An 18,439-nucleotide genomic window follows, 5' to 3' on the forward strand; every position below is an offset into this window, starting at 1 on the left:
ATGCAGATTTGCATCGTGGGCCTCGGCCGCATGGGCGGGAATATCGCGCGGCGGCTGATGCAGGGCGGGCACAAATGCGTCGTCTACGACCGTGACGTGAAGGCCGTCGAGGATGTGACCCGGTACGGCGCCGCGACGGTCAGCGGCCTCAAGGACCTGGCCAAGACACTGCAGACGCCGCGCACCGTCTGGATCATGCTGCCGGCCGGGGCGCCCACCGACGACACCATCGCCGAGCTGGCCAAAATCCTGGAGCCCGGCGACACGATCATCGACGGCGGCAACGCCTTCTACCGCGACGACATCCGCCGCGCCGAGGCGCTGAAGCCCAAGGGAATCGCCTACGTCGACGTCGGCACCTCCGGCGGCGTCTGGGGCCTCACGCGCGGCTACTGCATGATGATCGGCGGCGAGGCCGCGGTCGTCGATCGCCTGGACCCGATCTTCAAGACCCTGGCCCCCGGCGCCGGCGACATCCCGCTGACCAAGCGCGCCGATGACGCCGACCCCCGCGCGGTCGAGGGCTATATCCACGCCGGGCCGGTCGGCGCCGGCCACTTCGTCAAGATGGTCCACAACGGCATCGAGTACGGCCTGATGCAGGCCTATGCGGAAGGCTTCGACATCCTGCGCAAGCGGGACCTCGCCACCCTGCCGGAAAACGAGCGCTACGACCTCAACCTCACCGACATCGCCGAGGTCTGGCGCCGCGGCAGCGTCATTTCCTCCTGGCTGCTCGACCTCACCGCCCAGGCGCTGGCTGGCGACGAGCGGCTGGCCGGCTACACCGGCGCGGTCGACGACAGCGGCGAAGGTCGGTGGGCGATCGACGCGGCCATCGAGGAGGCCGTCCCCGTCAATGTCCTCACCGCGGCGCTGTTCGCGCGGTTCCGCAGCCGGGAGACCCACACCTTCGGCGAGAAGCTGCTGTCGGCCATGCGCTTCGGCTTCGGCGGCCACGTCGAGCCGCCAACGAAGGGGTGAGCCTTGGCGCTCGGCCTTCTACCGCGCCAGCCCGTCCATCAGGATATCGATCAGGCGCAGGGTCCGCGCCTCCCAGCCCGGGCCGGCGGCGCCGAAGGCGAAGCCGGTCATGGCGTGCAGCACGTCGGCCACCTCGACGTCGCTGCGGATCTCGCCGGCCGCGATCGCCGCCTCCACCAGCCGCGTCACCGCCGCCCGCAGCAGCACGCCCGAGGATTCGTAGATCGCCGAGCCCTCCGCCATCGTCCTCAGCGCGGGCGCGATCACCTTCTTGGTCGCCATGTAGTCGACCATCAGCTTCAGCCACTCGCGCAGCGCCTCCAGGGGCGGGCGGGCCGCCAGCAAGCGCTGCGCGGCGTCGGACAATTGCTGCACCTCACGCCGATAGACCGCCTCGACGATGGCGTCGCGGGTCGGGAAGTGCGGGTAGAGCGTGCCGATCCCCACCTCAGCGCGGCGGGCGATCTCTTCCAGGCTGACGTCGGGACCCGCCTCGGCGAACGCGGCCTTGGCCACGTCGATCAGCCGTTCGCGGTTGCGCAGGCCGTCGGCGCGAGGCTTGCGCGCCGATCCCTCGGCGCTCATCGCACACGCCCTCTTGTTAAACGGAGGCATCCTCCGTATATATGCGGAGCCATCCTCCGCTTATAGGCGCTTCCGCGGTCCGCACAACCGCCAGGCCACCCAGAGCGCCCGCTGGCCGACCCATGTCCGCCCCGACAGGAGACCTCCCATGACCGGACCCTTTGGCGCCACCTCCACCACCGACGAGGTCCTCGAAGGCGTCGACCTCAGCGGCAAGCGCATCCTCGTCACCGGCGCCTCCGCCGGCCTGGGCGTCGAGACCGCCCGAACGCTGGCCGCCCACGGCGCCCAGGTGGTCGGCGCCGCCCGCGACCTGAAGAAGGCCGAGACCGCGACCGCCGAGGTCCGCGCCCAGGCCGCCAACGGCGGCGGTCTCGAACTCGTCGAACTCGACCTCGCCAACCTGGCCAGCGTCCGCGCCTGCGCCGACGCCCTGCTGGCCGACGGCCGGCCCTTCGACCTGGTAATCGCCAACGCCGGCGTCATGGCCACGCCCTTTGGCAAGACCGCCGACGGCTTTGAGACCCAGTTCGGCACCAACCATCTTGGCCACTTCGTGTTCGTCAACCGCATCGCCGGCCTGATGAAGCCCGGCTCGCGCCTGGTGAACCTCTCTTCCGCCGGCCACCGGTTCTCCGACGTCGACCTGGAAGACCCGAACTTCGAGCACACCCCCTACGCCGAGTTCGTCGCCTACGGCCGCTCCAAGACCGCCAACATCCTGTTCGCCGTCGAGTTCGACCGCCGCCACAAGGCGCAAGGGGTCCGCGCCACCGCCGTCCATCCGGGCGGCATCCAGACCGAGCTCGGCCGCTATATGACGCCGGAGGTCATGGAGGGCCTGCTCGCCAACATCGCCAAGGCCAACGAAGCTGCTGGCGCGCCGGCCTTCGAGTGGAAGACCATCCCGCAGGGCGCCGCCACCAGCGTCTGGGCCGGCGTCGTCGCTCCGGTCGATGAAGTTGGCGGCCTCTATTGCGAGGACTGCCACGTCGCCGAACGCGTCGAAGGCGGCGACATCCGCGGCGGCGTGCGCGCCTACGCCCTCGACCCTGAGCACGCCAAGGCGCTCTGGGCCAAGAGCGAAGAGATGGTCGGCGAACGGTTCTGAATCCAAGCGAACCTCAGGAGACCGACATGCGCGTATTCGTGACCGGAGCCGCCGGCTTCATCGGCTCGGCGACCGTCCAGGACCTGCTCGCCGCCGGCCATCAGGTGCTAGGCCTCGCCCGCAACGACGCCAACGCCGAGGCCCTGGCGAAGGTGGGCGTCGACGTCCATCGCGGCGACCTCACCGACCCCGACAGCCTCGTCGCAGGCGCCAAGGCCTGCGACGGGGTGATCCACCTCGCCTTCATCCATGACTTCTCGCAGTTCATGGCCAACATCGAGACCGACCGCCGTGCGGTCGAGGCCATGGCCGGAGCCCTGGAGGGCTCGGACAAGCCCCTGGTCATCGCCTCGGGGACCTTGATGGTGGCCAGGCCTGGGCCCTCCGGCGCCGCCTACGCCCTCCCGGGGACGGAAGCGGACACCGCCATGAATCCCAACGCCGGGCGCGCCGCGGCGGAGACCCTGTTGCTCGGCGCCTCGCAGCGTGGTGTGCGCGGCAGCGTCGTGCGCCTGTCGCCCACCGTCCACGGCGCCGGCGACAAGGGCTTCGTGCCCATGATGATCGCCGCGGCACGTGAGAAGGGTGTGGCGGCGTATGTCGGCGACGGCGCCAACCGCTGGCCGGCGGTGCATCGACTGGACGCTGCGCGCCTCTTCCGCCTAGCGGTGGAGAACGCCGCGCCCGGCGCGCGCCTGCACGGCGCCGCCGAGGAAGGCATCCCCATCCGCGCCATCGCCGAGACGATTGGCGAAGGCCTCGGCGTGCCCGTTCGCAGCATCACGCCGGAGGAGGCGCCCGATCACTTCGGCTTCCTGGGCGCTTTCAGCGCCATGGACAACCCGACCTCCAGCCTGGCCACCCGCGACGCCCTCGGCTGGCGCCCGGAGCATCCGGGCCTGCTCGCCGACATGCGCGACGCCGGCTACTTGGCCTGATGCAAACCGCGGCCTAGTCGACGTTTTCCGGAATGATGCGCTCGACGATCACGCAGTCGCGCCAGACCCCGTCGAGCTTCCCATGCTTCTCGTGCGTCCCGATGTCCCTGAAGCCCATGCGCGCCATGAGACTGAGACTGGCGCGGTTCTCCGGGAAGACCCGCGACAGCAGCTTCCAGAGGCCCTTGTCGCGGGCCGCCTCGATCAGCGCGGCCATGGCGATCGCCCCGACGCCCTGGCCGCGGTGCGAACGGCGGACATAGACCGAGAACTCGCCGATCCCTTTGTAGCAGCAGCGGTCGGCGTAGGGATGGGCGACTGCATAGCCTACGACCTCGCCGGACGGCGCGACCACGGCGACGAAACCCTGGGCGTGATCGAACCACGGCGCGATATCGGCCGGCGTCCTGGGCTCGGTCTCGAAGGTCGCGACGCGGTCCTCGATCCCCTGATTGTAGATCTCGGTGATCGCCGGAGCGTCCGCTCGCTCGGCCGGCCTTACCTTGAGGGTGTCTGCGGCGGTCGCCTCCAAGGTCGCTCTCCTCGCTTGACTCTTCGATGATTCCAGAAGTATCGAATAAGCGCAACATCCGGAGGTCCCGACGTGAAGCGCCTGCATCTGCACGTGAGCGTGCCCGAGCTTGGCCCGTCCATCCAGTTCTACGAGACGCTGTTCGGCGCGCCACCCACGGTGGTGAAGGACGACTACGCCAAGTGGATGCTTGAGGACCCTCGGGTGAACTTCGCGATTTCGCAGCGCGGCGCGGCCCACGGCGTCGACCACGTCGGCATCCAGGTGGAGACCCCAGCCGAGCTCGGCGAGCTGTCCGGCCGGCTCAAGGCCGCCGGCGCCGTCACCTTCGATCAGGAGGCGACCACCTGCTGCTACGCCACGTCCGACAAGAGCTGGGTCAATGATCCGGCGGGGCTGCGCTGGGAGACCTTCTTCACCTTCGGCGAGGCCACCCAGTACGGCGAGGACGCCGAGGCGTTGGCCGAGACCAGGTCCGCCTGCTGCGCCCCGGCGGCCTAGGGGCGCCGACATGGAAACCACCTCCGCCGTCCTCGCCCTCTCCGCCCTCGCCCACGAGGGACGGCTCGCCATCTTCCGCCTGCTGGTCCGTGCGGGCCCTGGCGGCCTCGCCGCCGGCGAGATCGCCCGCACCACCGGCGTGCTGCCCAATACGCTCTCCAGCAACCTGGGCATCCTCAGCGCCGCCGGGTTGACGGCCTCGCGCCGCGAGGGGCGTTCGATCATCTACAGCGCCGCCTACGGCCAAATGCAGGGCCTGCTGGCCTTCCTCATGGAGGACTGCTGCGGCGGCAAGCCGGAGATCTGCGCCCCACTCGTCGAGATCGCCGGGCGCCGCTGCGAACCCCAGACCCAAGCCTGTTGAGGAGACCTGCCGATGTCGGACCCCGCGCCTGACAAGGAATTCAACGTCCTCTTCCTCTGCACCGGCAACTCGGCGCGCTCCATCCTCGCTGAGGCGATCATGAACCGGATGGGACGGGGTCGGTTCAAGGCCTACTCCGCCGGCTCCATGCCGACCGGCAAGGTCAATCCGTTCGCCCTCGACCTGCTGACCCGCATGCATCACCCCATCGATACAGCGCGCTCGAAGTCGTGGGAGGAATTCTCACGGGCCGGCAATCCGGACGCGCCGGAGCTCGATTTCGTGTTCACCGTCTGTGACAACGCCGCCAATGAGGTCTGCCCGATCTGGCCGGGACAGCCGATGAGCGCCCACTGGGGCCTGCCTGACCCAGCGGCGGTCGGCGGCTCCGACACCGCCAAGGCCCTGGCCTTCGCCGACGCCTACCGGATGCTCGCCAACCGCATCGACCTGTTCATCAACCTGCCCTTCCAGTCGCTCAGCAAGCTGTCCCTGCAGAAGCGTCTGGACGGCATCGGTCAGACCCGCGACACCCCCGCCCGCACGGATGGCTGAGCCCGCGCAGGACGCCAGCCTTGAGCCGCCGCTGGAGCCGTTCAGCCTCGGCCGCCGGCTCACGGCCGAAGGCCTGGGAACCGCCCTCCTCCTGGCGATCGTCATCGGCTCCGGGATCATGGGCGAGCGCCTGGCGGGCGGGAACCAGGCCATCGCCCTGCTCGGCAACACGCTCTCCACCGGCGCGGGGCTGGTGGTCCTGATCACCATCTTCGGCCCGATCTCAGGCGCGCACTTCAATCCCGCCGTGACGCTGGCCTTCGCGGTCCGCCGCGAGCTGCCCGCCCGCCTGGCGCTGGCCTATGTCGCGGTCCAGCTCGTGGGCGCCATCCTGGGCGTCTTCGCCGCCCACGCCATGTTCGCCGAGCCCATCCTGCAGGTCTCGACCAAGCTGCGCGACGGCCCGGCGCAGGCCTGGTCGGAATTCATTGCGACCTTCGGCCTCCTGGCGACCATCCTCGGCGCCCTGCGCTTCCGCCCGGACTTCACGCAGGTAGCCGTCGGCCTCTATATCACCGCCGCCTACTGGTTCACGGCCTCGACCTCGTTCGCCAACCCGGCCGTCACCCTGGCCCGCAGCCTCTCTGACACCTTCGCCGGCATCGCGCCCGCCTCGGCGCCGGCGTTCATCGTCGCGCAGTTGCTCGGCGCGATAACCGCGGTCGCCGTCTTCGGGTGGCTGCTCGTCCCCGCGGGGCGGCCCGCAAAGTCCTAGATGAGCCCCTCAGCGCCGCGGGTCGCAGGGATCGCCGGCGCGGCCATTTGACGCGAAAATCCGGCGCGGCGTTAACACAGTCGCCAGCTTGCTCTGACTAGCTGCCAGCCAGCATGTCGATCTGGAGCTGCCAGCGCCCATGAGCCGCACGGCCACGCATTCGGCGTTCCGCCGCACCATGGCGCTGATGGCCGCCGGCAATCAGCTGGCCGTGGTGCTGGACGCCATCGCGCTCTCGGTGGAGGCCGAGGCCCGCGGCGCTCTGTGCAGCATCCTGTTGCTGGACGAGGCCGGAGAACACCTGACCCTCGGCGCCGCGCCCAGCCTGCCCGACGACTACAATTCGGCGATCGAAGGCGTGGCGATCGGGTCGGGCGTCGGCTCCTGCGGCACGGCCGCCTTCCGCAATCAGCGCGTAATCGTCGAGGACATCCGGACCGATCCCCTGTGGGTGGACTTCAAGGACCTCGCCGCCGCGGCGGGTTTGCGCGCCTGTTGGTCCCAGCCAATCCGCGGCGCCGGCGGCGAAGTCCTCGGCACCTTCGCCATCTACCACCGCCGGGTCCGCGCTCCGGTGGCCGCGGACATCGCCTTCATCGAATCCGCGGCCGAACTGACGGCCGTCGCCATCCTGCGTCAGCGTGAGCAGGCCGAGCTGGCGCGCAGCGAGGCCCGCGCGCTGCGGGCGGCCCAGATCGAGAAGGAGACCGCCCGCGACCTGACGACCTTCTTCGAGGTCTCGCTGGACATGCTCTGCATCCGCGACATGGACCTGCGGTTCTTCAAGGTGAACCGGGCCTGGGAAAAAGCCCTCGGCTATTCGGTCGCCGAGCTGGAAGGCGCGCCGATGCTGCCGCTGATCCACCCCGACGACGTCGCCACCTCGCAGGGGCACATGCAGCGCCTGGTCGTCGAGACCGAGGTCATGGGCTTCGTCAATCGCTACCGGCATCGGGACGGCGACTACCGGCACCTGGAATGGCGGGCCCGGCGGGTCGGCGATATGGTGTTCGGCGTCGCCCGCGACGTCACCGAGCGGCTGGCCCTCGAGGCCGAGATGAGCGCCGCCAAGCAGGCGGCCGAGGCGGCCAACCAGGCCAAGACCGACTTCCTGGCCAATATGAGCCATGAGATCCGCACGCCCCTGAACGGGGTGATCGGGGTGGTCGGCGCGCTCAGCCAGACCGACCTGACGCCCGCCCAGCGCGAGATGGTGGCCCTCATCGACACCTCGGGCGCGACCCTGGAGCGGCTGGTGTCCGACATCCTCGATCTCTCGAAGATCGAGGCGGGGCGGCTGGAGATCGAGCAGCGGGTGTTCGACCTGCGCGGCGAACTCGGCAGCCTGGTCGACCTGCACCAGCTACGCGCCCAGGAAAAGAATCTGGCCTTCAAGGTCAGCTACGGCGAGGGCGCGCGCGGGGAATTCCACGGCGACAGCACCCGCATCAAGCAGGTGCTGGGCAACCTGCTCTCCAACGCCGTGAAGTTCACCGCCGCAGGCGAGGTGCGCCTGGCGGTCGATGTGGCGGAGCCCGACCTGCCCGGCCAGCCGTGCCATATGACCTTCGAGGTCGCCGACACCGGGCTCGGGTTCGACGCCGAGACCGGCGCGGGCCTCTTCCAGCGGTTCAGCCAGGCCGACACCACGATCACCCGCCGCTTCGGCGGGTCAGGTCTCGGCCTGTCGATCTGCAGGTCCCTGGTGGAGATGATGGGCGGCGAGATCACCGCACAATCGGCGCCCGGGCGGGGCAGCCTGTTCCGCGCCGCGATCCCGCTCGCGCGCCACGGCTCCCTGGAGGCCTATGACGCCGGCTCGGCCGGCGCCGGGCGCGAGGCGGCGGCGGGCGGCCAGGCCCTGTCCGACCGCGCCGAGCCCTTGCGGATCCTGCTGGCCGAGGACCACCCCACCAATCAGAAGGTCGTCCAGCTGATCCTCGCGCCCTACGGCGCGGAAATCGCCATCGTGGAGAACGGCGCCCTGGCGGTCGAAGCCATGCGGACCGGGGCGTTCGACCTGGTGCTGATGGACATGCAGATGCCGGTGATGGACGGCCTCGCCGCTACCCGCGCCATTCGCGGCGACGAGGCGCGCCGCGCCGGCCAGACGCGCACCCCGATCGTCATGTTGAGCGCCAACGCCATGTCGCAGCATCGCCTCGACGCCCTGGCCGCCGGCGCCGACCTGCATGTCGCCAAGCCGGTCACCGCCGCCGCCCTGATCGCCGGCATAGGCGAAGTCCTGGACATGGCGGCCGCCTGGCAGACGGCGCCGTCACCGGCCCTGGAAATCCAGCCGCATTCGGGTGGCTAGCGGGCTCCCGGCGCCGGCTTCCAGCGTCCGGGCCCGCGGCGGGACAGCAGCTTCAGCCAGGCCGGCGAATGGAAAGCGCTCATCAAGAGATACATCGCCGCCATGCCGCCCAGCGGTGACGGCGCGGCCGCGCAGATCATCGGCGGCGGCGCTCCGCCGAACCCCGCCGTCAACAGCGCCATGATCGCGAGGGTCGGGGCGGCGGCGAGACCCAGCCAATCCGCCACGCCGAGGCCGCGCCGGCCACCCTCCGGCTGATCGCCGCTCATCTCCAAGCTCCCGCCCGGGGCGCCTAGGCCTTGCCGGCCCGGATCGCCGCCTCGCCGACGTCCACCTCGACCCAGCGCTGATCGGGCGCGGCGTCGGGGGCGTAGTCGTCGTGCCAGTTCCACCACTTGTAGGGCGCCGTCTGGGGATAGCCCGCGGGCGAGTCCTCCCAGGTCTCCTGGCGTCCCAGCGGCGTCGCGTCGAGATAGCTCCAGGTGCCGCCCATCGCCTCGTCGCCGCGCGACTTGATGAAATAGGTGCGGAACACCTGGTCGCCGTCACGGAAGAACACGTTCGTGCCGTGCCACTCGTCCACGCCGAAGTCGGCGTCGAAGCTGTCCGTCACGGTGTACCAGGGGATGTCCCAGCCCATCCGCGCCTTCAGCCGCGCGATGTCCGCCTGCGGCGCACGGGAGGCGAACACCAGCGTGGTGTCGCGGGCGTTCAGATGCGCCAGGTGAGCCACCTGGTCGGCCACCATCGAGCAGCCGCGGCAGGCGTGGTCAGGCCAGCCGAACACCCCGGGCTCGAAGAAGGCGCGGTAGACGATCAGCTGGCGGCGGCCGGCGAACAGGCCCTCCAGGCTGACCCGGGCCTCGGGCCCCTCGAACGCGTAGGCCTTGTCCACGGCCATCCACGGCATTCGCCGCCGCTCGGCCGCCATCGTGTCGCGGGCGCGGGTCAGGGCCTTTTCCTTCACCAGTAGCTGCTGGCGCGCGGCCTCCCAGGCCTCGGCCGACACGATCGGCGGCATGGTCATGGCGGGGCGTTCCGCGGTCTCGGATGAAGTCTGCATAGTCGATCTCCTCAGAGATGGGATGTGTGTTGCGGCCGGGCGGCCGGTCGAAGCCTCGGCAGCGTCAGCCCTGTTCGGCGGCCAGCGCCCCGATACTCGCGACAACCTTCGTCCAGCCCTTGCTCATGTTCTCGAAGGCGGTCTCGTTCCGCGGCAGCACGAAGCCGGCGTGGGAAAGTCGGACGCGGGTGCCGGTCTCCGCCGCGGAGAGGACGAAGGTCACCACCGTGTCCAGCCGCGAGCCGTAGCCGACGTTGTCCTCATGTCCGCCCTTCCAGGAATAGGCCAGGCGCTGGTTCGGCGTCGCGTCCAGCACCTGGCAGTGGATGACCCCGTCCCATGGCCCGGCCGGCGTGGTCTGGTAGGTGAAGCGCGTCCCCACCGTGGGCGAAAAGCCGACGGGCTCCATATGCAGCCAGCGGGCCATCAGTTCCGGCGTGGTCAGGGTCTTCCACACCACGTCCAGCGTGTGGGGGAACACCTCGTCGACGAGGATCTGCTGGCTGCCGGCCATGGTTGCGACGTCGTTCATGGATCGATCTCCTTCAACAGGGTTCTGAGGTCGGCGAACCGGTCGCGCCAGAACACCGCGTAGTGGCTCATCCAGTCGACCAGCGGCGCGAGACCCTCGGGCTCGGCGCGGTAATAGACGTTTCGGCCCGAGGCGCGTTCGGCCACCAGGCCAGCCTGCTTCAAGGACTTCAGGTGCTGGGAGATGGCGCCCTGGGTCACCCCGCTCCCCCGCGTCAGCTCGACCACGGTGATCTCGTCACAGCCCACGATCCGCTCGAACACAGCCCGCCGCGTGGGATCGGCCAGCGTGCGCATGACGGCGGTGATGGGGGCGGCTTCGATCATGCCAACCCATTAGCATTAGCTAATTCATTAGGCAACACTAATTTATCCACGCGACACTGGCGGGACTCAGAAGTCGGCGGTCAGCCCCACGAACAGGAAGCGGCCGAGCGCGTCATAGACCTGGGGGAAGGTGTTCCCGTTGCCCAGCGGCGCCGGAGCCACGGTGCTGCTGGCCAGCGGCGGATCCCGGTCGAACAGGTTGTTCACGCCGATCCGGACGTTCAGATGGCCGTGGACCGTGAAATTCGCCGACAGGTCGAGGTAGCTCTGGGCGGCTAGCGTCCGGTCATCGGCGAACTGCAGGCCCGGGTTGTTGAGCTGCGGATTCCGGTCGTAGGCGTCCAGCGTGACCTGGCTGAAGTAGCGCCATTGCGCCGAGAAACTCAGGCTCTTCACCCAGTCGCCGTAGGCGTAGGGCGTGTTCCAGGTGACGCGCAGCTTGTGGCGCCACTCCGGCCTCGGCGTGCCGCAGCTGACGCCGTACAGGCCCTTGCAGTCGAAGGACGGGCCGCCCGGCAGCGGCTGGGTGACAAGGCTGTCGAGCCAGGTCCCGACCAGGCTGAACGACACGCCGCCGTTGTCGCCGAGGCCGATCGCCGCCAGGTCCGTGCGGTAGGCGACGTTCACGTCGACGCCGGTGGTCTTCAGCGAGCCGGTGTTGAGCGTCGTGTCCTGCACATAGCCCTGGTCGCTCAGCCACAGCGAGCCGCTGGCGTCGCGGTGCACCAGGTTGCAGAAGAAGGGGTTCGCCGTGGCCACGCACTGGCTGAGGATCAGGTTCGCGCCGAGCCCGGCGATGAACTGGTCGACCCGGATGTCGAAGTAGTCGGCCGACATCTTGAGGCCGGGAACGAAGCCAGGCTGCCAGACAAGGCCGCCGGTGTAGGTGTCGCTGGTTTCCGGGGCCAGGTTCGGGTTGCCGCCGGTCAGGCCGTTGTACTGGTTGGACGGGTTCTTCTCGATGGCCAGCACCTGGGCCGTGGTCAGGTGGAAGATGCTGGCGCAGGCGCCCACCAGCGGGCTGGCCGCCGTCAGGCCGGCGCACGGGTCGACAGTGCCGTCGCTCTGGACGTTTTGCGGCGAAAACAGCTCGTTGATGCTGGGCGCACGGACGGCGCGGTTGTAGCCGCCCCGCAGCCGCAGCCCTTCGACGATCTCCCACTCGCCGGCTGCCTTGTAGGTGTTGGTGTCGCCGATGGAGGAGTAGTCGGAGAAGCGGTAGCCGAGCTCCAGGGACACCTCCCTGGCGAAGGGCATGTCGCTGATCAGTGGTACGCGGACCTCCCCGAACAGCTCGTAGACGTCGAAACTGCCGTTGACCGGCGCAGCCCCGCCGCTGCCGGTCAGCAGGAAATCGGCGAAGGTGTCCACGTGTTCGCGGCGATATTCCGCGCCCAGGGCCACCCCGACGCCGGCCGACGCCAGCGGACTCCTGACGCCGTAGTCGCCCAGTTGGCCGGTGAAGGCCAGGCTCGCAACCCGCTCCGTGACATTGGCGCCGGTGAAGGTGTCGGCCGACAGGAACTTGATCGCCGCCGGTGAGATGGACGGCGCGGTGAAGATGTTGAGCGGCGCGCAGCCCGGGTCGGGATTGCCGGCCGGGTTGCAGACCACCTGGCCGGCGGCGTTGGTGACGGCGTTCAGGGCCTGGTTGATCCGGGTGGTGTCGAAGTTGCCGGTCTGACGGCCGTTCGACTGCAGCGAGCCCAACTGCAGATAGCCGTCGTAATGCCAGGCCTTGCCCAGGTCGCCCTTGAGGCCGATCACGACGCGGTACTCGTTGTGGCGGAGCTGGGACTGGCGCGCGCCCCCTTCGCTGTCGAGCAGGCGGCGCGCGACGGCGCCGCTGAACGTGCCGCCGGTGTTGACGTCGCAGGCGCCGCCGCCGGTCGCTGGCGAGGCGGTCAGCAGATGGCGCTCCTGGGCGCTCAGCAGCGGGTTGGCGCAGTTGATCGAGAACAGGCCGGCGAAGATGCCGCCCGCGGCGATCTGGGCCGTCGAGCTGTCGGCCATGAACATGCTGTCCATGTAGGCCTCGGCCCAGGGGGCGATCTCGTAGTGCGCAAAGGCGCCGAGCGAATAGCGCTCGTCCGGCCGCACGAAATAGTTTTGCGGCGCGAAGTTGAACACGTCGGCGCCGGTGCGGGCGCGGAAGGTGTTGAAGGTGGTCGGGTCGACCGTGAAGGCGCCGATGCGGGCCGGATAGGCCGTGCCGGAGCCGCCGCAGCCGGCCGCTGCGAAGCTGGCGCCGGAGTTGAGCGAGCAGGCGCTGAAGTCGCGGTCGGCTTCGAGGATCGGGTTGTTCTGACGGTAGGTGGCGTAGGCGGTGACGTTGCCCCTGCCGTCCGGCGCATTGGCGCCGAGCACCAGGCTGACGGCGGAGCCTTCGCCCCCGTAGACGTTGCCCGCAGGCAGGCTGTACTGCGACGGCAGGGTCGCGCTCGCCGCGGCCGCCCTGACGACGCCTTGGATGTCGCCGTCGTGGTTGTCGTGCTGATAGCCTGAGTACTGCGCGTCGATCCGCACCCCTTCGAAGTTCTTCAACATGATGAAGTTGACGACGCCGGCCACAGCGTCGGCGCCGTAGGTGGCCGAGGCCCCGCCGCTCAGCACGTCGATGCGTTCGACCAGGGCGGCCGGGATGAAGCTCAGGTCGGCCGGCGACGGCTGGGCGCGGCGACCGTCGATCAGCACCAGGGTGCGGGATGGGCCGAGGCCGCGCAGGTCGACGGTGGCGAGCCCCGTGGCGCCGTTCGAGATCGAGGAGCCCTGGCCGGCGAAGACCTGCGGCAAGGCGTTGGTGATGTCTTCGATCCGCGTGACGCCCTGCGCCCTGATGTCGGCGCTGTCAACCGTGGTGACCGGCGCGATGCCGGTCAGCTTCGGCGACGGGACCCGGCTACCGGTGACCACGATTTCGGCGACGTCAGCATTGGCGTCCGCGGCGGCGGCGAAGCTGCGCGTGGCGGACAGCCCCAGGACGGCCGCGCCATAGACCATCGAAGAGGCCAACAGCCGCTCTCTCGGGCTTCGGACTTTCAAGACTCACCCCCCGACCCGCCGGTGCTCTCGAAATCTTTCGCCGCCGTTCTGGTGGCGCGCGGACCCGCATCTTACGCGCACAGACGGTGAGGACCAGCGAGGGGCCCGCAACGACAACGGGAGGCGTCCGAAGACGCCTCCCGCGGGTCCGTTGCAAAGCTCTGGTTTGGGGTCAGTGCTTTCCGGGACCAACCGTGATCGCCGCCTGGGCGAAACGGGCGCCGCTGTAGACCGCGGCGAGTTGCTGCTTGGCGCCGACCCAGGCCTCCTCGCGGCACTTGCGGTAGAGGCTCGTCTGCTTGAGCTCGAGCACGCTCGGCTCGTCGGCGCAGACCTTGCTGACCGCCTGGTCGATGCGGCGCTCGAGCGCCTCGCGGCCGGTGGGCCGGGAGAGATCGAGATCCGCATAGCTGACTGAAGCCTTCATAGGGGCGTCGGTCTGGGCGGAGGCTTGGCCGGCGGCCAGGATCGCCAAGGTTGTGGCGGCGATTGCGATAACCGTGTTCATAATGTCTTCTCCTGAAGGTTCCCTCGAGCGACGGGCGCCGCTTCGATGAGTTCAGGAGACCGGGTTCGGGCGTTCCCCGCTGGAGGATTTCCAGACCTTCTTCAGAGGAAATCTGGGTTTTTTCCCGATGACCAACGCGCCAGAGACCACCGCCGGCGTCGACCTCGCCCACGAGCCCGACTTCTCGCTGGGCGCGATGGTGGTGGTTCCATCGGCATGTCTGGTGCGGTCCGGGGAAGCGGCGGAGCACGTCGAACCGCGGGTGATGCAGGTGCTTATCCTGCTGGCGCGCAACGCCGGACGCACGGTCACCCGCGACCAGCTGATCGACGCCTGCTGGGGCGGGCGCATCGTCAGCGACGACGCCGTCAACCGGGTCCTGGCCCAGGTCCGCGCCCTGGGCCGCAGCCTGAAGCCGGAGCCCTTCACCCTGGAGACCGTGCCCAAGGTCGGCTTCCGGCTGATCGCCGCCGACGCCGCCGCGCGGTCGCCGGCGTCAGGGACCGCGCCGCCGCGTGACCCGAGCCGCCGACGCCGCGTCCTGATCGCCGCCGGCCTGGCGCTTGCCCTCCTCGCCATCGCCGGTGGGCTGGCCTGGCGGTTCTGGCCGCAGAGCCCCTCCCGCCCGCCCGGCCAGAATGGCCGTGTCGACGTCATGGCCTTCGAGGCCGCCCCCTCCGATCCGGAGCTGCAGAAGGTCGCGGCCGACATCCCGGAAACCATCGTACGCGCCCTCGCCGATGGAGGCTTCGCCGTCGCCGAACGGCCGGCGCCTCGCGACGCGGCCGAAAGCGCCGCCGAACTGCGCGTCGCCGGAGCCGTCCAGCGGGAGAACGCCAACTATGTGATCAACGCCCAAATCCTCGACCGCAAGACCGGGCTGGTCCTCTGGACCTATCGTTTCGTGCGCACAGCCCGCGAACTGCAGGAGTCGCCCGGCGACATCGCCAACCAAATCGCCGCGATACTGGCTTGCGCAATCTGGGATCGTCGCGCCGCCCGTACCCCGATCTCCACCGAAGCCTTCGGACTCTATCTGAACACCTGCGCATCGACGGAAGGCAACGGCGGGGCGGAGCACCGACTCGCCTTGACCCGCCGGCTGGTGGTGGCCGCGCCCCAATTCGCCAACGCCCACGCCTTGCATGCCATGGCGGCAGCCCAGGTCGCCTGGGCCACGGAACAATCCCCAGCTGAGGCCGCCGCCCTGCACGCCGAGTCGAAAGCCGCCGCCGAGCAGGCGCTGAAGTTGGATCCCCACACCCCGCGAGCCTATAGCGGCCTCGTGATCAACGTAGGGGGTGGCGGTCAACTCAAGAAGGACCGCCTTCTTGAAGAACAGTACCTTCTCAAAGGGTTGGCCCTCGACCACGATTTTTCGTCTCTGCGGAAGGGATACGCCCAGCTGCTTCGGGAGACGGGACGGAACGATGCGGCGATCGAGTTCATCCGCGCGTCGGATGCGGCCAGGGACACCAGGGGCGGACAGGATTCCACCTTCGCGTTGTTGCTGGCCGCCAAAGGCGACCTGGGCGGCGCGGAGAGGGCGGTGAAGCAGGTCGAGGCGTCCAGCCGCACGTCGCAGCGATCGATGCGCCAGACGATTGTGTTCTGGTGGGAAGATCCAAAGGCCGCGCTGGCGAAGATCAGGGGCCTGGTTCCGGCTGACGGGCCGCAGGAGAACGCCGGCTGCGACGTCACCTACCTCCAGGAACTCGACGCCCGCAAGGCGAAGCACGTCCGCGGCTTGCCTGAAATCTGCCGGGGGAAGACGGCCAATTGGCGCGTGCGGGCATTGGCGCGCGAGGGCGACATCGACGGCGCATACGCCGAGCTCAGGCCGACGATGCCCGGCGGGACGCTGTTTCTCTTTTATCCGGAGATGAAGGCCTTTCGCCGCGATCCCCGCTTCTGGCCCTTCGCCAAGAGCGTCGGCCTGACGGACTACTGGCTGAAATCCGGCCATTGGCCCGACTTCTGCGCCGAGCCGGACCTGCCCTACGACTGCCGCAAGGCCGCCGCGGCGGCCTAGGTCGGCGCCCAGTTCGTCAGGCGCAACAGCCCTCGCCGTCCTGTTGCATCGGCGGGCACGGCGTATCGCCGTACGAGCAGTAGACGCAGCAGTCGCCGGCCTTGGGCTTGAGCACCGCGGCGCACCCTTTGCAGTCGTAGAAGTACTGGCAGGCGTCCGTCGGCATGGCCTCGCGCTCGCGGTGACCGCACTGCGGACAGACGAGGGTGCTCGTCAAAATCAAGGGGCCGCGCTCCGCATCACCAGATGCTGCAGGAAGGGGTCCCAGGTCTGCCAGAAGAAGGAGGTGACCAGCAGCGCCGTGCCGAGGGACAGCAGCGCGTAGCTGCCCTTTGAGCCACGCCGCGCCGCGACGATCCAGCCCGCAAGCAGCGACGCGCCCGCGACGATCAGGATCAGGGGGCGAACGGCGTGCAGGGGCGCGAGCAGCCCCACGACGCCGGTGCTTACCCCGGCAAACACCAGCGCCATGGGCAGCGCACAGCAGGACGAGGCGATCAGCGCGGCGAGCGCGGCCGATGCCCCTGCGGCGTTCGCAAGCTCGACGCGTTTCATGCGCCGTAGCTCGCACGCGGCCCGCCCGTCCTCAAGGGCTTTGAGCTCGCGACGGGTCGAAAGCCGACCTTGCCCCAGGCGTCGTCAGGCCGACCGAATGTCCGGTCAGCGGCCGCCGCCGGCCGGCGCCGCCTTCGCCGCGTCTGACACCACCGCCGGCGACGCGGCCGGCGTCGGCGAAGCGCTTGGCGCCTGCCCTGCCGCCGCCGCCCTGCCCCCGCCGCGCTTGGGCAGCAGCTTCATGGCCGCCGCCAGTTCCTGGGCGTCGATGAAGCCGTCGTGGTTGGTGTCGATCAGCGGGAAGAACTTCTTGAGCATCGTCCCGGGGCTCTGCGGGCCGCCCTTCAGCTCGGCGAGCGAGAGCTTGCCGTCCATGTTGTCGTCCATGACGTCCAGCATGAGGTTGGCCTGCATCAGCTTGTCGTAGTCGTCCCGGGGATGGCTCGCGGTCTCGCCGGCCCAGTGGTAGTGGATGTAGACCGCCAGCATCTCTTCGAAGGACTGCTCGCCCCAGTAGACCGTCTTGGCCGGGTCGGGATTGCCCGGGTTGCGGCTGGAGTTGTCGTAGACCCAATGGGTGATGATCTTCGAGCCGGCCGGCACGTTGAGCGGCTTGGCCAGCGTATAGTCCCACTGCCAGTTGAAGTCGTAGCGCGGCATGGCGAGCAGCAGCTCTTCCCGGCCGTCCGGATAGCGGATCGAGACGTTGGCGGCGACGCCGCGCTTATGGGAGTGCGGGGTGAAGGCGTAGACCACCGCGTCCTTCGGGAACTCGATGTAGGCGACTTCCTTGTGCTCGCGCTCGCCCGCGGGAATCTCGATGGAGAAGTCGAAGATGCCGAAGGTCCGCCGCGGATATTTCGGCTCCTCGCCCTTCGGATAGAAGTAGAGCCCGAGCCTGGTGTTCTCGACCGTCGCCTTGCCGTAGGTGGTGTAGTGGGCCTGGAAGGCCAATCCGCTGCCGGGCGGAATCCACAGGCCTGAGTCCTGCGCCATCTTCTGGTAGCCGACACCCGGCACATAGCCCTGCAGCAGGGTCGTGAACGGGGAGCTGGCGACCGTCGCGCCCGCCGGCATGTCGCTGGGCGCGACCCCCGACAGGATGTGGTGCACGGCCTGGCGGTCATTGATCTCGAAAGCCGAGGCCTTCAGCCAGCGGCCCTCGGTCATGACGTTCTTCACCGACGGGTACTGGTAGTCGAGGACGCCGCTGGCCGGGATCTGCACGGTGGGGATCTCGACGATCTTGTCGGGCTTGCCGAACGGCCATTCGGGGGCCTGGAATTTGATCTTCTTCAGCGGGTCCTCGCCCTCGCCACGCGGCGCGCCGGCGTCGATCCAGTGGACCAGGGTCTTCATCTGGTCGGGCGTCAGGCGCCCGTCGTCCTTCCACTGGCCCACCGTCTCGTCGGGCTCGAAGGGGGGCATGCGGTGGGTGCGGATCACCTCGCGGATCATCGGCGAGAAGCCCTTCACCTGCTCATAGCTGGTGAGCGGCATCGGCCCAATCCCGCCGGGCTCATGGCAGGTGGAGCACTTGGCCTCGATCATCGGGGCAATGGTCTTGGCGTAGGAGATCTGGGCGAAGGTCGCGGCCTTGGCCCGTTCCGGGAAGGCGATCGGGCCGCCCTGGGCCTCCCGGGTGGTCAGCGCGACCTTCTCCCCGGCGACCAAGGCGTCGATAGCCGCCTTCGCCCAAGGTTCTCCCGTAGGACTGGCCACCGGCCCACGGTAGGCGATGGTCCAGCTACGCGGGTCGATGACGATCACCTCGGCGGC

The 18,439-nt window shown here is 69.2% G+C and carries 20 protein-coding genes; 9 read left to right on the forward strand and 11 right to left on the reverse strand.

The features are described from left to right. Positions 1-984 carry a phosphogluconate dehydrogenase (NAD(+)-dependent, decarboxylating) gene (gene gnd / locus VHS75_RS09170; RefSeq protein WP_329638307.1) on the forward strand — a complete coding sequence of 328 codons (984 nt, stop codon included), beginning with the start codon at positions 1-3 and terminating at the stop codon, positions 982-984. 18 nt (positions 985-1,002) lie between these two features. On the opposite strand, the gene VHS75_RS09175 is transcribed toward gnd, so the two are convergent. After that, on the reverse strand, positions 1,003-1,569 hold the full coding sequence (locus VHS75_RS09175) for a TetR/AcrR family transcriptional regulator (protein ID WP_329638308.1): 567 nt from the start codon (positions 1,567-1,569) through the stop codon (positions 1,003-1,005). Positions 1,570-1,717: 148 nt separating this feature from the next. Here VHS75_RS09175 and VHS75_RS09180 point away from each other — a divergent pair, with 148 nt between their 5' ends. Continuing rightward, positions 1,718-2,680, forward strand: a complete 963-nt coding sequence (locus tag VHS75_RS09180; RefSeq protein WP_329638309.1) for an SDR family NAD(P)-dependent oxidoreductase — start codon at positions 1,718-1,720, stop codon at positions 2,678-2,680. Positions 2,681-2,706: 26 nt separating this feature from the next. Further along, positions 2,707-3,618: an SDR family oxidoreductase gene (locus VHS75_RS09185; protein ID WP_329638310.1), complete on the forward strand. Its 912-nt coding sequence runs from the start codon at positions 2,707-2,709 to the stop codon at positions 3,616-3,618. A gap of 13 nt (positions 3,619-3,631) precedes the next feature. Here the strand turns inward: VHS75_RS09185 and VHS75_RS09190 are convergent, their stop codons facing one another. Beyond that, positions 3,632-4,150: an arsinothricin resistance N-acetyltransferase ArsN1 family A gene (locus VHS75_RS09190; RefSeq protein ID WP_329638311.1), complete on the reverse strand. Its 519-nt coding sequence runs from the start codon at positions 4,148-4,150 to the stop codon at positions 3,632-3,634. Between the two features lie 72 nt (positions 4,151-4,222). Between VHS75_RS09190 and VHS75_RS09195 the strand changes: the two genes are divergently transcribed. From VHS75_RS09195 to VHS75_RS09215, 5 genes are all read left to right on the forward strand, one after another. Continuing rightward, complete coding sequence (locus VHS75_RS09195; RefSeq protein ID WP_329638312.1) at positions 4,223-4,651, forward strand: ArsI/CadI family heavy metal resistance metalloenzyme; 429 nt, start codon at positions 4,223-4,225, stop codon at positions 4,649-4,651. A 10-nt stretch (positions 4,652-4,661) separates the two neighbouring features. Beyond that, positions 4,662-5,015: a metalloregulator ArsR/SmtB family transcription factor gene (locus tag VHS75_RS09200; protein ID WP_329638313.1), complete on the forward strand. Its 354-nt coding sequence runs from the start codon at positions 4,662-4,664 to the stop codon at positions 5,013-5,015. A gap of 12 nt (positions 5,016-5,027) precedes the next feature. After that, positions 5,028-5,570 carry an arsenate reductase ArsC gene (locus VHS75_RS09205; protein ID WP_329638314.1) on the forward strand — a complete coding sequence of 181 codons (543 nt, stop codon included), beginning with the start codon at positions 5,028-5,030 and terminating at the stop codon, positions 5,568-5,570. After that, entirely contained in the window at positions 5,563-6,285 is a 723-nt protein-coding gene (locus tag VHS75_RS09210; protein ID WP_329638315.1) for an MIP/aquaporin family protein, read from the forward strand. The genes VHS75_RS09205 and VHS75_RS09210 overlap by 8 nt, the downstream gene beginning before the upstream one ends. Positions 6,286-6,424: 139 nt before the next feature. Continuing rightward, the gene (locus VHS75_RS09215) at positions 6,425-8,602 is read left to right on the forward strand and encodes a hybrid sensor histidine kinase/response regulator (protein ID WP_329638316.1); all 2,178 of its coding nucleotides are present in this window, start codon (positions 6,425-6,427) and stop codon (positions 8,600-8,602) included. Here VHS75_RS09215 and VHS75_RS09220 read toward each other — a convergent pair. The 6 genes from VHS75_RS09220 to VHS75_RS09245 form a co-directional block, all read right to left on the reverse strand. Continuing rightward, a complete protein-coding gene (locus VHS75_RS09220; protein WP_329638317.1) occupies positions 8,599-8,871 on the reverse strand; it encodes a hypothetical protein in 273 nt (90 codons plus the stop codon). The two genes, VHS75_RS09215 and VHS75_RS09220, sit on opposite strands and share 4 nt — an antisense overlap. A gap of 23 nt (positions 8,872-8,894) precedes the next feature. Further along, positions 8,895-9,665, reverse strand: coding sequence for a DUF899 domain-containing protein (locus VHS75_RS09225; protein ID WP_329638318.1), 771 nt, complete (start codon positions 9,663-9,665; stop codon positions 8,895-8,897). Positions 9,666-9,729: 64 nt separating this feature from the next. Continuing rightward, entirely contained in the window at positions 9,730-10,197 is a 468-nt protein-coding gene (locus VHS75_RS09230) for an SRPBCC domain-containing protein (protein ID WP_329638319.1), read from the reverse strand. Then, entirely contained in the window at positions 10,194-10,523 is a 330-nt protein-coding gene (locus VHS75_RS09235) for a metalloregulator ArsR/SmtB family transcription factor (protein WP_329638320.1), read from the reverse strand. The genes VHS75_RS09230 and VHS75_RS09235 overlap by 4 nt, the downstream gene beginning before the upstream one ends. A 66-nt stretch (positions 10,524-10,589) precedes the next feature. Then, positions 10,590-13,535: a TonB-dependent receptor plug domain-containing protein gene (locus tag VHS75_RS09240; protein WP_329638321.1), complete on the reverse strand. Its 2,946-nt coding sequence runs from the start codon at positions 13,533-13,535 to the stop codon at positions 10,590-10,592. A gap of 202 nt (positions 13,536-13,737) precedes the next feature. Further along, on the reverse strand, positions 13,738-14,073 hold the full coding sequence (locus tag VHS75_RS09245; protein ID WP_329638322.1) for a UrcA family protein: 336 nt from the start codon (positions 14,071-14,073) through the stop codon (positions 13,738-13,740). A 127-nt stretch (positions 14,074-14,200) separates the two neighbouring features. On the opposite strand from VHS75_RS09245, the gene VHS75_RS09250 reads away from it, so the two are divergent. Further along, on the forward strand, positions 14,201-16,105 hold the full coding sequence (locus VHS75_RS09250) for a winged helix-turn-helix domain-containing protein (protein WP_329638323.1): 1,905 nt from the start codon (positions 14,201-14,203) through the stop codon (positions 16,103-16,105). A gap of 16 nt (positions 16,106-16,121) precedes the next feature. Here the strand turns inward: VHS75_RS09250 and VHS75_RS09255 are convergent, their stop codons facing one another. The 3 genes from VHS75_RS09255 to VHS75_RS09265 all read right to left on the reverse strand — a co-directional run. Next, positions 16,122-16,328, reverse strand: a complete 207-nt coding sequence (locus VHS75_RS09255; protein WP_329638324.1) for a GDCCVxC domain-containing (seleno)protein — start codon at positions 16,326-16,328, stop codon at positions 16,122-16,124. Further along, positions 16,325-16,660 carry a hypothetical protein gene (locus VHS75_RS09260; protein ID WP_329638325.1) on the reverse strand — a complete coding sequence of 112 codons (336 nt, stop codon included), beginning with the start codon at positions 16,658-16,660 and terminating at the stop codon, positions 16,325-16,327. Before VHS75_RS09260 ends, VHS75_RS09255 begins: the two co-directional genes overlap by 4 nt. A gap of 105 nt (positions 16,661-16,765) precedes the next feature. After that, positions 16,766-18,439, reverse strand: a 1,674-nt coding sequence (locus VHS75_RS09265; protein ID WP_329638326.1) for a hypothetical protein, incomplete at its 5' end; no start/stop codon positions are given.

This window comes from Phenylobacterium sp., from assembly GCF_036264965.1.
Lineage (GTDB): Bacteria > Pseudomonadota > Alphaproteobacteria > Caulobacterales > Caulobacteraceae > Phenylobacterium.

Bases quoted from the DNA above. Each gene is read 5' to 3' on its own strand.
- VHS75_RS09230 (WP_329638319.1), bottom strand. From the start codon at position 10,197: ATGAACGACGTCGCAACCATGGCCGGCAGCCAGCAGATCCTCGTCGAC.
- VHS75_RS09225 (WP_329638318.1), bottom strand. From the start codon at position 9,665: ATGCAGACTTCATCCGAGACCGCGGAACGCCCCGCCATGACCATGCCG.
- VHS75_RS09260 (WP_329638325.1), bottom strand. From the start codon at position 16,660: ATGAAACGCGTCGAGCTTGCGAACGCCGCAGGGGCATCGGCCGCGCTC.
- VHS75_RS09175 (WP_329638308.1), bottom strand. From the start codon at position 1,569: ATGAGCGCCGAGGGATCGGCGCGCAAGCCTCGCGCCGACGGCCTGCGC.
- gnd (WP_329638307.1), top strand. From the start codon at position 1: ATGCAGATTTGCATCGTGGGCCTCGGCCGCATGGGCGGGAATATCGCG.
- VHS75_RS09200 (WP_329638313.1), top strand. From the start codon at position 4,662: ATGGAAACCACCTCCGCCGTCCTCGCCCTCTCCGCCCTCGCCCACGAG.
- VHS75_RS09185 (WP_329638310.1), top strand. From the start codon at position 2,707: ATGCGCGTATTCGTGACCGGAGCCGCCGGCTTCATCGGCTCGGCGACC.
- VHS75_RS09210 (WP_329638315.1), top strand. From the start codon at position 5,563: ATGGCTGAGCCCGCGCAGGACGCCAGCCTTGAGCCGCCGCTGGAGCCG.
- VHS75_RS09245 (WP_329638322.1), bottom strand. From the start codon at position 14,073: ATGAACACGGTTATCGCAATCGCCGCCACAACCTTGGCGATCCTGGCC.
- VHS75_RS09205 (WP_329638314.1), top strand. From the start codon at position 5,028: ATGTCGGACCCCGCGCCTGACAAGGAATTCAACGTCCTCTTCCTCTGC.
- VHS75_RS09215 (WP_329638316.1), top strand. From the start codon at position 6,425: ATGAGCCGCACGGCCACGCATTCGGCGTTCCGCCGCACCATGGCGCTG.
- VHS75_RS09180 (WP_329638309.1), top strand. From the start codon at position 1,718: ATGACCGGACCCTTTGGCGCCACCTCCACCACCGACGAGGTCCTCGAA.
- VHS75_RS09250 (WP_329638323.1), top strand. From the start codon at position 14,201: ATGACCAACGCGCCAGAGACCACCGCCGGCGTCGACCTCGCCCACGAG.
- VHS75_RS09220 (WP_329638317.1), bottom strand. From the start codon at position 8,871: ATGAGCGGCGATCAGCCGGAGGGTGGCCGGCGCGGCCTCGGCGTGGCG.
- VHS75_RS09235 (WP_329638320.1), bottom strand. From the start codon at position 10,523: ATGATCGAAGCCGCCCCCATCACCGCCGTCATGCGCACGCTGGCCGAT.